Genomic DNA, 12,811 nt, shown 5'->3' on the forward strand with positions numbered 1-12,811 from the left:
CGTATCGCCGCTTCTGTTGGAGATGCGAGGAATCTCGAAGAGTTTCGTCGGCGTCCCGGTATTGACCGAAGTGGACCTCGACCTGTATTCGGGCGAAGTGCATGCCGTGGTCGGGGAGAACGGCGCTGGAAAGTCGACCCTGATGAAGGTGTTGGCCGGGGTGCACGAACCCGACGCGGGCACGGTTGCGCTGGCTGGCAGGCAGGTCTCCTTCGCACATCCCGTCGAGGCGCAGGCGGCGGGCGTCGCCATCATCTACCAGGAGTTGACGTTACTGGCCGACCGCACCGTCGCCGAGAACGTCTTTCTCGGCCGGGAGCCGACCAAACCCGGCCTACTGCGCGGAATCGTCGATAGAAAGGCGATGGCCCAGCGAACCGCGGACCTGCTCGCCGACCTCGGCGAGGACTCCATCGACCCGCATACGCCGGTCCGCCGACTCTCGGTCGCGCAACAACAGGTCGTCGAGATCGTCAAAGCACTAGCCGGAGACGCCCGAATCGTCGTGATGGACGAACCGACCGCCGCCCTGGCCGATCACGAGGTCGAGCTGCTGTACTCATTAGTTCGCAGGCTGGCCGAACGCGGTATCGGAATCCTCTATATCTCGCACCGAATGCGGGAGATATTCGATCTCTCCCAACGGGTCACCGTCCTCAAGGACGGCCGCCGCACCGCCTGTCGTTCCACCGGGGAGGTCACCGCAGACGACCTGGTCCGGTTGATGGTCGGGCGCGAGCTGAGCGACTACTACCCGGACCGGGCCGCGCCCGCCGACCTCGGCGACGTGCGCCTGCGGCTGACCGGCGCGGGCAACGCCCGGCTGCGCGACATCGACCTCTCGGTCCGCGCGGGCGAGATCGTCGGCATCGCAGGCCTGCAGGGCGCGGGCCGCAGCTCCCTGGCGCACGCCGTGTTCGGGGCCGACCCCTTCACCACCGGGGAGATGGTCCTCGACGGCGCCCCGGTGCGACCCGCCTCGCCGCGAGCCGCCATCCGCGCGGGCATCGGACTGGTCACCGAGGACCGCAAGGCGGAGGGCCTGGCGTTGCGCCAGTCCATTCGGGACAACGCGCTGCTGGTGGTGCGCGGGGCGTTCGCAGGCCGCCGTCGAGCCAAGACGGTGGACGTCACCGAACTGCTCGCCGAACTGCGGATCGGCGCCCGAGGCAGCGGCCAGGAGGTCCGCCTGCTCTCCGGCGGGAACCAACAGAAGGTGGTGTTGGCCAAATGGCTCGCCGTGCGGCCGGGGGTCCTCGTACTGGACGAACCGACCCGGGGCGTGGACGTCGGTGCCAAGGCGGCCATCCACGAACTCGTGCGCGACCTGGCCAGACAGGGCATGGCCGTACTGATGGTGTCCTCGGAACTGCCCGAACTCATCGGGATGAGCGATCGGATCGTGGTGCTGCGAGACGGCGCCGTCGCAGGCGAGCTGCCTCCGGGCGTCGGTGAGGAAGAGATCATGCGTTTGAGCACCGGCGCCGGGAGCGCCGCATGACACCGCAGCCCGGAACCAAGGCCGGGCCGCCGCCGTTATCGCGGGTCGCCCCCGCCGCAGCGAGGATCAACTTCGCCGACCCGGTCGTCCTGGTCTACCTCGCCCTGGTGGCGGTGTACCTGATCGGCTGGACCATCGTCGGCCTGCGCGGCGGCGACTTCGTCACCGTCGCCAACACGGTGACCATCCTGCAGAACTCGGCCGCCCTCGGCCTGGTCGCTATCGGCCAGACCTACGCCATCCTCGCCGGGTCGCTCGATCTCTCGGTGGCCTACCTGATCAGTCTGGTCACGCTGATCACCGCGCAGGTCATGGAGTCGGCAGGCATCGTCGCGGGCGTGGCCGCAGCCCTGCTGCTCGCCGGACTGGTCGGGCTGGGCAACGGGTTGATCGTGACGAAACTGAAGGTCAACGCCTTCATCGCCACCCTCGGCGTCGCGCTGATCCTGCGTGGTTACCTGGAGAACACCTACACCGGTCCGGCGGGCGACGTGCCCACCGAGTTCCAACGGCTGGGCTACGACCGGATCGGACCGCTGCCGGTCTCGGTGTTCCTGGTGGCCGCAGTCGCGACCCTGACCTGGTTCGTCTTGCGCCGCACCAGTCTCGGACACCACATCTACGCGGTCGGCGGTGACCGGGAGATCGCCCGTCTCTCCGGCGTGCGCACCGACCGCACGGTGATCACGGCCCACGTGCTGTGCTCCCTGTGCGCCGGGCTGGCCGGGGTGTTCCTGGCCAGCAGGCTCGGCGCCGGAGCACCGCTGGCGGGCACCGACGGGCAGTACGACCTCGTGTCCATCGCGGCCGTCGTGCTCGGCGGCAGCCTTCTCGCAGGAGGCCGGGGCGGGGTCGTCGGCACCATCGGCGGCGTCCTGATCCTCTCGGTACTGGACAACGTCTTCGACCAACTCGGCGTCGATCCCTTCTTCAAGAACGTCGTTCGGGGCGCGGTGATCATCGCCGCGGTGGCCCTGTACGCCCGACAGAGCGTCGCCCGTCGCAGGCGGCAGGATCAACGGAGGTCGGGATGACCCAGACGGCCGTCCCCGAGACGCGGCGCACCCGGCTGCGCCTGCCCGCCACCCTGTCGGCGAGCACGCCGGTGTTCGTCCTGCTCGGCGTGCTGTTACTCGTGCTCGCCTTCGTCGACATCGGCTTCTACGAACCGGATCGGCTGCTGGCCTTCATCCGCCGGGCGGCCCCGCTGATCATCCTGGCGGCGGGACAGTACTTCGTCATGGTCTCCGGCGGCTTCGATCTCTCCGTCGGTTCCGTCGTCACGGTGGGCGTGGTCGTGGCCGCCGAGCTGTTCAACATCGCCCCGGACATGCCCTGGCCGGTGGCGGTGCTGATCCTGCTCGTCGCGGGCATGGGCGTCGGGCTGATCAACGGTCTGATCTCGACGCTGCTGGCGGTGCCCTCGTTCATCACCACGCTCGGCATGATGCTGATCCTGCAGGGCGCAGTCTTCTTCTGGACCCAGGGCGCGCCCCGGGGTTACCTCTCCGACGACTACCGCACCCTGGGCCGGGGCATGGTCCCCGGACTGCCCTGGTTGCCGTGGGCGGTGATCGTGCTGGCCGTGGTCGCCGCGGCCGCGGTGGTGTTCATGCGCTCCGACACCGGACGCACCCTGGTGGCCACCGGCGACAACGACGCCGCAGCCGCCCTCTCCGGAGTCCGTGTGCATCGACTGCGCGTGCTGGCGTTCGTCCTCTCCGGACTCGCGGCCGCATTGGCCGCCGTGCTGGTCGGCGGATTCACCGGCATCTCGGCGCAGGCGGGCGACGGCATGGAGTTCGAGGCCATCACCGCCGTGGTCCTCGGCGGGGTCGCCCTCGGTGGCGGCCGAGGCTCCGTGGTGGCCGCCATGGCGGGTGCCCTCTCCCTGCAGACCCTGTTCACCCTGCTGACCATGCTCGGCGTCTCCGGCGCACTGGAGTCGACCGTGCAAGGCGTGATCGTCATCGCCGCCGTCGCCCTCGGGGCGGTCTCGTGGTCGCGGCGCCAACGCGTACCCAACTCGACGAAGGAGAGGCGATGAGAGCCAGAATCCGGCCAGCGCTGACGATCATGTCGGTGTCGGCCCTGCTCGTGCTCGGTGCGTGCACCAGCGAGGTGCCCACCGACACCGATCTCGGCACGGAGACCACGGGAGCCGACGCGGCAGGCGAGTCGGAGTTCTTCGTCCAGGCCGACTACGAGGCCCAGATGGCGTTGCGCGAGGCCGTCCCGGAGGGCCCCGAGGATCGTCCCTGGGAGCAGATGATCGACCCGGAGATGATCGACACCAGCGAATATCAGAAGGACGGGCCGCACAACCTGTGCTTCTCCAACGCCGGACTGTTCAACTCGTGGCGCGCGGTCGGCTGGCGCACCATGCAGGCCGAGGTCGATCTGCACCCCGAGATCGCGGAGTTCACCGCGCTCGACGGCCAGGGCCAGGACGACAAGCAGATCTCCGACATCGGCTCGTTGGCCGCCCAGGACTGCGATGCGCTGATCGTCTCGCCGAACACCACCGCCACCCTGACCCCGGCGGTCGAGGCCGCCTGTGGTGAGGTGCCGGTCATCGTCTTCGACCGAGGCGTCGAGACGGACTGCCCGGTGACCTTCATCAGCCCCATCGGCGGCTACGCCTACGGCGCGGCGGGCGCGGAGTTCCTCCGCGACGAGGTGGAACCCGGTGGATCGGTGTTGGCACTGCGCATCGCGCCCGGCGTCGACGTGTTGGAACACCGCTGGGCCGCTGCGGAGCGCGTCTTCGAGGACAGCGATCTGGACATCGTCGGTGTCCAGTTCACCGAGGACGACCCGGCCACCGCGAAGAACATCGTCTCCGACTTCATCCAGAGCAACGGGGGACTGGACGGCGTGTGGATGGACGCCGGCGCCACGTCGGTCGCGGTCACCGAGGCGTTCGAGGACGCCGGAATGGAGATCCCGCCGATCGTCGGCGAGGACCAGCAGGACTTCCTGCAGGCCTGGCAGGACAAGGACCTGACCGCCATCGCTCCCGGCTACCCGACCTTCCAATGGCGTACTCCCGTGATCGCCGCGCTGCGAATCTTGAACGGCGAGGAGGTTCCCCGGGAATGGCGGCTGCCGCAGCCCGTCGTGACCGAGGACAACCTGGACTCCTACCTGCAGGAGGGCATGCCGCCACAGCACTATGCCCTGTGCGGGTGTGAGGACCTGCCCGGTTTCCCCGAGGAGTGGGGAGGCTGACGTAGGGGGTCTGTGCGGGAGTGATCGGACACCGCCGCCGTCCGATCACTCCCGTCCAGCACATGCCGAATTCGATACCGCCACCTCGACCGGATGCGTCGGGCCGATCGCCGCCTGATCGGCCCGACCTCGCCTCCGGCCGCAGCTCTTGGATCGTTGAAGGAGTTGGATGTTTCCGATCGGCGTGAACACCTGGGTCTGGGAGTCACCGCTATCCGATGCCACCCTCGCCGAGCTGATCCCCCGCATCGCGGGCTGGGGATTCGACGCGGTGGAGATCCCGATGGAACAGGCAGACGACATCGACGCCGGGCGTACTGCGGAGCTGCTCGCCGCGCACGGCCTGGCCGCCGTCGCGGTCTGCGCCGTGACCTCGGCGGGCCGCAACCTCGTCGCCGCCCCGGCCCGGCAAATCCGGGACACCCAGGACTATCTGCGCGGCTGCGTGGACCTGGCGGCTCGACTGGGCGCGGGTTCGGTGGGTGGCCCGCTGTATGCCGAGGTCGGCCGAACCTGGCGGATGGACGCCGCCGAGCGGGCCACGGTGTACCGGGAGCTACGGGAGAATCTCGCGCCGGTCGCCGACTATGCGGGCGAACGCGGCGTGCGACTGGCCGTGGAACCGCTCAACCGCTATGAGACCAGCGTGCTCAACACCGTCGAACAGGCGTTGACCGCCTTGGACGGGCTGCCTGCCGAGACCGTCGGCCTGATGCTGGACACCTACCACCTCAACATCGAGGAACGCGACCTCGTCACGCCGGTACTGGCTGCGGGCGGTCGGATCGCCCACGTCCAGGTCTGCGCGAACGACCGGGGCGCCCCCGGCGCCGATCACCTGGATTGGCCGGGTTTCCTGGCGGCGCTGACGAAGACCGGATATCGCGGCTCGATCTGCATCGAGTCGTTCACCGCACACAACGACGCGATCGCGGTGGCCGCCTCGATCTGGCGCCCGCTGGCCGAGACACAGGATGCGCTCGCGGTCGACGGGCTGGCCTTCCTACGACGGATTCAGGCGGGCTAGCCGGAGGACCCGGTCCGGCGCAGCACCGACAGCGCGACGGCGGCCGCCTACCCCGGCGACCGCCGTCGTGATCCGTCGTTAGGAGTGCGGACAGGTGTTGCGGTACTCCGAGATCTCCCGGTCGTCGGGCGGCGGACAGAGGAACTGCTCGTAGCGCAGGTCGTCGTCGATGAACCGCTTCAACCACGAGATGCTGTACTTGGCGATCGTCGTGTTGGAGATGTTCGGGGCGAAGTGCGAGGCGCCGTCCAACTCCAGGTACGCCTTGTCCAACGAGGACGACAGGCTCTCGTAGAACGGGATCGAATGTGACCGCACCGGGGCGATGAGATCGTTCTCAGCTCCGACCACCAACGTCGGGACGGTGACCCGCGACCAGTTCTTCGATAGGTGCCAACCGGTCAGCGGGATCGCCGCCTGCAACGCAGGCCTGCTCTCGGCCGCCGATAGGCTGCCTCCGCCGCCCATCGAGTGACCCATCACCCCGAGTCGATTCGGGTCGATGCGATTGCGGACATCGCTGTCCTCGACGAGATAGTCCAGCGCGGCGAGCAGCTGCCGCCCTCTGCTGTCCGGCTGGTCGACTGTCGTGTTGGTGTCGATGGTGAAGACGACGAAGCCCTGCGAGGCCAGCCGGGGACCCAGCCAGGCCATGCTGGACTGCGTCCCGGTGTAGCCGGGTGACACCGCGACCGCACCGAAGGTTCCCTCGCTGGTGTCGGTCGGGTAGTAGATGGTGCCGCCGCCGAACCCGATGACCAGCGAGGAGACCCGGTCCTCGGCCACGGCGAACGGGCCGCGCAGTGCCTCGATACTGCGCTCGGTGGGGGCGGGACCCCGTTCGTACGGATTCTCCTGGGCGGTGGCCGCCGGGGCGGCGGCCAGGCCCGTGGCGACCATGGTCAACGCGAGGACGAGGCCCGCCAAGCGGGTCCTGGGGCGGCCGGCTGATCGGACGCGGGCTCTGCGGGAGGCGATGCTCGATGACTGCACGTCGTTGTACTCCTGTTCATCGGCACTTGATCACGCTGTGCAGTCATCCTCGCCGCCGCACCACACCGGCCACATCGGCGAAATCACCGGTCTTCGCGCAGTCGTCCGGTATCGGAGGGTTTCGGCGCTGCCTCGCACCCGCAGTCGGATCGGCCGGCCTCCGCCGTGGCGCTACTGCGCCGACCAGCCGCCGTCGGAGGGCAACACCACGCCGTTGATGTTGATGCCGTCGTCGCTCAACAGGAAGGTGATCGAGGCGGCGAGCTGATCGGCGGTGGCTATGGGCGGGATCATGCCGAGGAAGTCCTTGACGCGTCCGCCACCGAACTCGGAAGAATCGGCGGCGACGGCCATGCCGGTGGCGACCCCGCCGGGCGCGACGGCGTTGACCCGGATGCCATGCGGCGCATACATGACCGCGCAGTTGCGGGTGATGCCGACGACGGCGTGCTTCGAGGCGGTGTAGGCGACCCCGGCGGCCGACCCGCGCAAGGCGGCCTCGGATGCGACGTTGACGATGCGCCCGCTTCTCGCCGCGAGCATCGAGGGAAGCACCGCGCGGATGAGTCGCAGCGGGCCGTCGACGTTCACCGCGAAGACACGTCGCCACATCTCGTCGCTGACCTCGTGGGCGGGCGAGAAGTCGTCGTTGATGCCCGCGACGTTGGCCAAACCGTCGATGCGTTCGCCCGCCGCGGCCACGATGCGGTCGATGTCCTCGGGGTCGGTGACATCGGCCGGGACGGTGACCAGCTCGGCGGATTCCGACTCGGCCGCGAGCTCCGCGAGCTTCTCGGCGGAGAGATCGACCGCGATGACCCGACCACCCTCGTGCAGGATTCGGGCTGCCGTTGCGCGCCCGATCCCGGAGGCCGCCCCGGTCACGATGACCGTCTGATCGCGGAACCTTCCGGGCACGGCGCGCGCCCGTGCTTCGGCCGCCGGATCCGACACCACGGGCACGCCACCGTTCACCGCGGTCACGAGGCCGTCGACGATGTCCTGCCCAAGCCTGCCCTGACTCAGGTTCACCAACTCCTGAAGCGGCAGCTGTTGGACCGGGGCGAGCGTGCTCTCGTCGAATCCGCCGTGGCCGAGCAGTTCTCGGAGCAGCGGTCCGCCCTCCGGATGGCCGAGCCACTGGGCGATCGTGCTGTCGGCCGTCAGCGATCGGGGTGTTCCGCTCATACGGGTGGGCTCCTTCGGTTGTGCCGCGCGGACATTTCGGGCGAGACGTGCTGCACCGGATTGCTGCCCGCGCACACTACCGAATTAAGTCAATCGATTGACTTTTAGGTGGGTCGACGTGGTCGACCCGATCGAATCGTCCAGACCGAGTCGCAAGCTACGAATCCGGGCGCTATCCGCGTCGATCGACCCGACGGCATGACGTCGGGGCCGACGTCCGGTTGGTGTACCGGATGTCGGCCCCGAGGTCGTTCGAAGCGGGAGCGGCTCACGCCGTTGTGAGACTCACTCCTTGATCAACAGGGGCCGTCATACCCCCTCGATGTCGTCGATCACCGCCTGGATATCGCGATCCAGCGTGCTGCGGACGTCGTCCGCTGTCACGAGAGTGCTGTCCGCGACCAGGGACTTCAACGTCTGAAGCTCCTCGATGGTGGCGATGTCGTCGCCGCGTGCCTCGACGAGGCGAACCTCGACGAGCTGTGCCCGCAGCTGGGTGGTTGCGGTGAGCGAGAGCCGGTTGGTGGCTCGGAACCGGTCGATCAGTTGGCTGATGTCGCGGGTGGAGGTGGTGGTGGCGAAGGTGATCGACTGCTCGGTGGTGTTGCCCGCATGGTCGGTCGCGGTCACCGAGAACTCCTGGAAGCCCAACGGAAGCCGGTGCAGCGGCACGTATTCGCCGGAGTCCAAGCCCGTGTCGTTCAGGGTGCCCACCACGGAGTCGATACCCGAGGTGCCGTCCTCGGCATGCCAACTCAGCACGAGGTCGGTGGCGTCGCCGTAGACCCGTCCGTCGGCCACCCCCGCCACCAACAGCGTGGGTGCGGTGGGGTCGATGAGGATGGTGGCGGCCTTCTCGGCCTCGATGTTGCCCGCGATGTCGATGGTGCGGTAGAGCACCGAGTGCGGGCCCTCGCCGGTGACGGTGACCGGCTCCTCGTAGGCGGTCCAGTCGCCACCGTCGAGGCTCCACTCGGTTCGGGCCACCCCCGAACCGTCATCGGAGGCGCTCAACTCCACGGTGACCTCACCGTCGTGCCAACCGCTGTCGTTGCCCTCCGGCAACACCACCTCGGTGGTCGGGCTGGTGGTGTCGATGGCGATGTCGAGGGTTTGGGGTTCCTCGATGTTGCCTGCGGTGTCGGTGGAGCGGTATTCGACGGTGTGGGTGCCGTCGTCGGTGAGGGTGATGGGCTCCTGGTAGGTGGTCCAGTCGCCGTCGCCGATGCGGTATTCGGTGGTGTCGATGCCGCTGTCGTCGTCGGTGGCCTCGAGGGTGACCTGGACGGGGCTGCTGGTGAACCAGCCGTCCTGTCCGTCGGGTTCACCGGGGGTGGTGCTGGCCGAGGTCACCGGCGCCGTCGTGTCCTCGCCGCCACCGGGCGGCGTGCTGAAGCCCGCGCCCTCGAAGCGCAGCGAGTCCAGATCGAAGGAGTTGTTCGACGGCGAACGGAACACCAGGTAGACGGTGTGGCTGCCCGCCAGTTCGACATCGACGGACTCGGTCTGCTGGTAATCGTTCCAATCCCCGGTGTTGGGCACCGCCGTCGTGGCCACCAGGTCGCCGTCCGGCGAGCCCGCCCGCAACTCGATGGCGCCACCCTCGGCGATCGAGGACAACCGGTAGCTCACCGAATCGATGTTCTCCAGGCTGACGGGATCGAAGGAGATCCAGTCGCCATCGGAGACGTCCCCGACTCGTGCCCCGCTCTCGGCGCCCGCCTCGGAGACGACGCGAACCCCGGAGGAGTCGGTGAAGTACTCCGCCTGCTTGTTCTTCGGCTGCAGCACCCGTCGGTCGTAGCCGGTCAGCGAGCCGACACCCTCGCCGCCACCGTCGGTGTAGCGCGCGTTGAGGACGTAGTACAGATTCGCGCCCTCCGGGTGTCCACCCAGGTCGGCCGTGTTGACCGTGCCGGAACAACCTGCGATGTCGCTCGTGTCGTGCTCGTGGTCGTCATGGCCCAACGCGGGACGGACGAGTACCTCGGCGCAGTCGACCTCGCCGTCCTCGGGGTCGGTGACGGTGAGCTCGTAGGACACGTCATCGCCGAACTCGATCATGCCGCCGTTCGGTGGCGCATCGAAGGCCACGGTGGGCGCGGTGTTGCCCACGGTGATCTCGATGTTGGCGTATCCCGTCTGCTCCGCGACGTTGGTCACCCGCAGCTGAGCGGTGAACACCCCGGGCTCGGTGTAGACGTGCGTCGGATTCGCCTCGGTGGAGTCCACGGTGCCGTCGCCGTCGAAGTCCCAGCCGAAGGTGACGTCGCCGCCCGCCGGATCGGCGCTGCCCTCGCTGGAGAACTCCACCTCCAGCGGAGTCGGACCATTGGTCGCACTCGCCGTCGCCACGGCGACCGGTCTGCTCTGACCCTGGTTGTAGTCGATCCGATAGAGACCGGAGTTGCTGTTGCCGCCGCCGAACTCGCTGCCCCACTCCAGGAGATAGAGCGAGCCGTCGGCACCGAACTCCATGTCCATCGGCTTGTTGAAGCTCTCGTTGCCGAGGAAGTCGTTGCTCTTGAGGAACTGATCGTCCTCGTCGAGGTGGAACTCCTTGATGTAGTTGCGCGACCACTCGTAGAAGAAGTGCACCCCGTCGAAGTACTCCGGGAACTTCGTCTCCGAATCGCTGTCCGGGTCGAACCGGTAGACCGGGCCGCTCATCGGTGCGCTGCCGCCGGAACCCAGCTCCGGGAACTCCGGCGAGACGTCGTAGTCGTACCAGACCTGCGGCATCTCGGCGGGCGGCAGCTCGGTCAGACCCGTGTTGTTGGGCGACTCGTTGACCAGGTTGTCGCAGTCGAACTTCTCGCCCACCTCACCGGTGTCCGGGTTGTAGGGCGCGTAGGGCTCGTTGTCGCCGTGACAGAACGGCCAACCCGAGTTCACCGGCTCGGTCAGCACGTCGTACTCCACGAAGCCCTGCGGGCCGCGTTCGTCCGGTTGTCCGCCCCGGTCCGGGCCGTAGTCGGAGACATGCAGGTGACCGGTCTCGGGGTCGACCCGGAAACGGAAGGGATTGCGGAATCCCATGCCGTAGATCTCCGGGCGCGTCAGCTCGGTGCCCTCTTCGAAGAGGTTGCCCTCGGGAATGTCGTAGCCGCCCTCGTCCAACGGCGTGATCCGCAGGATCTTGCCGCGCAGATCGTTGGTGTTACCCGAGGTGCGCGCCGCGTCCAGCATCTCCTCGCCCGGGCGCCAGTCGATCGGCGCGTAACCCTGCCAGTCCGGGGAGAGGTTCGGCGGGACGTCGTCGCCCACGCCGAGGAACAGACTGCCGTCGATGCCGAAGTCCAACGCACCGCCGGTGTGTCCCGGCTCCGGGTAGGTCCGGCTGCGATAGGCGGGCACGTCCAGCAGCACCGACTCCGATTCCAGATCGAGGGTGTCGCCCTCGATGGTGAACCGGGAGAGCCGGTTGACGTCCTCCTCGGCGTCGGCGGGGGAGTAGTACAGGTACACCCAACCGTTCTCGTCGAAGTCGGGGTCCAGCGTCAGGCCCACCAGGCCGTCCTCGCCGCCGGTGTAGACGTCCAGCGAACCCGCGGTGACGGTGGTGTTGGTATCCGGCTTGAAGACGGTCAGATCGCCCGCGCGCTCGGCGACGAACACCCGGCCGTCATCGGCGACATCGAGCTGCATCGGGTCGTCGGTGTCGGAGTCCAACGAGATCTTCTCGAAGTTGTTCCACACCGTGCCGCCGCAGTCGCCCTCCTCGACACCCGCCGCCCAGCGCAGGCCGCCGAGCACGTGGTCCTGGAACAGCGTCTCGTTGTCGTAGGTGTCGGCCTCGTGGCCCATCGCGGTGGCCCACACCCGGCCGCCCTCGGGCCGGTGACACCAGGAGATCGGGTGGTCCGGCCCCATCGCGTCGTTGCCGGGATCGTAGGTCCGCTCGTCGGCGGCGACCAGGACGTGGACGTTGCCCCTCGGGTTGGGGTCGAAGTTGTACCACTCCTCCGCCCGCTCCCACCGCACCGGAAGGTGCTCGGTGGACGGGTGAACGCGGTCCAGGGTGAACGCGGTCCCGTCCAGCGTGCCGGGGGAGTGCGTGGGCATGTGGGCCCCGCCGTTGATGGTGTCGTCCCACCACGGGAAGTCGTTCTCGATGCCCATGTCCAGGGCGTTGTGCACGGCGGTGATGCCGCCGCCGTTACGCAGGTAGGTCTGGATGGCCTCCCGCTGTTCGTCGGTCTCCCAGATCATGCCCGAGTTCTGGAGCATGATCACCGCGTCGAACGTCGCGAGATCCTCGTCGTTGAAGATGCTGGAGTCGTCGGTCTCGACGATCTCGAAGCCCTCTTCGGCGGCCTGCCGCTCGAACATCGCGATCCCGTTCGGGATCGAGTTGTGCACATAACCGACGGCCTTGGTGAACAACAGGGCGCGGAACTCGGGCTGGTCGGAGTCCTGAGCGGCTGCCTGGGGAATCGGCCCCGTGAGCAGCACGGCAAGAGCGGATGCGATCAGTAATCCCATCGCTCGTCTGATGCGATGCAATTGGTGCTCCTTGTTCAACGGTTGGGAGAATGCGTCGGTCGGCGCAGCAGGCGACCGGTGGAAACGTGTCGACTCCTTTCGGCGGGTTGGTCGAACGCGATTCGATGGATAGCGGCCGAATTCGGGCAGCGTGAATGTCCGCCCGACGAGGAATTGGAGTCGGCCGGAGCGGATGGGTGGAATTCGATCTTGCGGTCGGTGGGGATCGGCCTCCCCTGCTACCGCGCGCAGCCAAAGCCGGTCAGCCGTCACCCGGCGTGGGTGATCGGTCGACAGGCAGGGTCGTGCCACGAACGATGCAGGTCAGGTGCGGGTGACCGCGAAAGGTCCCGGCCGGAGGAGTCGGGGGACGTGCGGTCGCACCG

Annotated in this window: 8 protein-coding genes; 5 read left to right on the forward strand and 3 right to left on the reverse strand. The window is 68.1% G+C overall.

The window, feature by feature from the left end:
* The first annotated feature begins 22 nt into the window (after positions 1 to 22).
* From BKA25_RS09740 to BKA25_RS09760, 5 genes are all read left to right on the forward strand, one after another.
* Positions 23 to 1,501: a sugar ABC transporter ATP-binding protein gene (locus BKA25_RS09740; RefSeq protein WP_069850456.1), complete on the forward strand. Its 1,479-nt coding sequence runs from the start codon at positions 23 to 25 to the stop codon at positions 1,499 to 1,501.
* Positions 1,498 to 2,535 (forward strand): ABC transporter permease, encoded by a 1,038-nt coding sequence (locus tag BKA25_RS09745; RefSeq protein WP_069850455.1) that lies wholly within the window; start codon positions 1,498 to 1,500, stop codon positions 2,533 to 2,535. Before BKA25_RS09740 ends, BKA25_RS09745 begins: the two co-directional genes overlap by 4 nt.
* Positions 2,532 to 3,548 carry an ABC transporter permease gene (locus BKA25_RS09750; protein WP_069850452.1) on the forward strand — a complete coding sequence of 339 codons (1,017 nt, stop codon included), beginning with the start codon at positions 2,532 to 2,534 and terminating at the stop codon, positions 3,546 to 3,548. The genes BKA25_RS09745 and BKA25_RS09750 overlap by 4 nt, the downstream gene beginning before the upstream one ends.
* Complete coding sequence (locus BKA25_RS09755; protein WP_069850450.1) at positions 3,545 to 4,732, forward strand: substrate-binding domain-containing protein; 1,188 nt, start codon at positions 3,545 to 3,547, stop codon at positions 4,730 to 4,732. Before BKA25_RS09750 ends, BKA25_RS09755 begins: the two co-directional genes overlap by 4 nt.
* A 169-nt stretch (positions 4,733 to 4,901) precedes the next feature.
* Positions 4,902 to 5,759 (forward strand): sugar phosphate isomerase/epimerase family protein, encoded by an 858-nt coding sequence (locus BKA25_RS09760; RefSeq protein ID WP_069850448.1) that lies wholly within the window; start codon positions 4,902 to 4,904, stop codon positions 5,757 to 5,759.
* Between the two features lie 78 nt (positions 5,760 to 5,837).
* Here the strand turns inward: BKA25_RS09760 and bdeA are convergent, their stop codons facing one another.
* The 3 genes from bdeA to BKA25_RS09775 form a co-directional block, all read right to left on the reverse strand.
* Complete coding sequence (gene bdeA, locus BKA25_RS09765; RefSeq protein WP_446323460.1) at positions 5,838 to 6,752, reverse strand: bis(hydroxyethyl) terephthalate hydrolase; 915 nt, start codon at positions 6,750 to 6,752, stop codon at positions 5,838 to 5,840.
* A 171-nt stretch (positions 6,753 to 6,923) separates the two neighbouring features.
* Positions 6,924 to 7,940, reverse strand: a complete 1,017-nt coding sequence (locus BKA25_RS09770) for an SDR family NAD(P)-dependent oxidoreductase (RefSeq protein WP_069850446.1) — start codon at positions 7,938 to 7,940, stop codon at positions 6,924 to 6,926.
* Positions 7,941 to 8,249: 309 nt separating this feature from the next.
* Entirely contained in the window at positions 8,250 to 12,446 is a 4,197-nt protein-coding gene (locus BKA25_RS09775) for a ThuA domain-containing protein (RefSeq protein WP_236750301.1), read from the reverse strand.
* Between the last annotated feature and the right edge of the window lie 365 nt (positions 12,447 to 12,811).

The sequence above is a fragment of the Actinoalloteichus hymeniacidonis genome (genome assembly GCF_014203365.1).
Taxonomy (GTDB): domain Bacteria; phylum Actinomycetota; class Actinomycetes; order Mycobacteriales; family Pseudonocardiaceae; genus Actinoalloteichus_A; species Actinoalloteichus_A hymeniacidonis.

Bases quoted from the DNA above. Each gene is read 5' to 3' on its own strand.
- BKA25_RS09760 (WP_069850448.1), top strand. From the start codon at position 4,902: ATGTTTCCGATCGGCGTGAACACCTGGGTCTGGGAGTCACCGCTATCC.
- BKA25_RS09770 (WP_069850446.1), bottom strand. From the start codon at position 7,940: ATGAGCGGAACACCCCGATCGCTGACGGCCGACAGCACGATCGCCCAG.
- BKA25_RS09740 (WP_069850456.1), top strand. From the start codon at position 23: ATGCGAGGAATCTCGAAGAGTTTCGTCGGCGTCCCGGTATTGACCGAA.
- BKA25_RS09750 (WP_069850452.1), top strand. From the start codon at position 2,532: ATGACCCAGACGGCCGTCCCCGAGACGCGGCGCACCCGGCTGCGCCTG.
- BKA25_RS09745 (WP_069850455.1), top strand. From the start codon at position 1,498: ATGACACCGCAGCCCGGAACCAAGGCCGGGCCGCCGCCGTTATCGCGG.
- BKA25_RS09755 (WP_069850450.1), top strand. From the start codon at position 3,545: ATGAGAGCCAGAATCCGGCCAGCGCTGACGATCATGTCGGTGTCGGCC.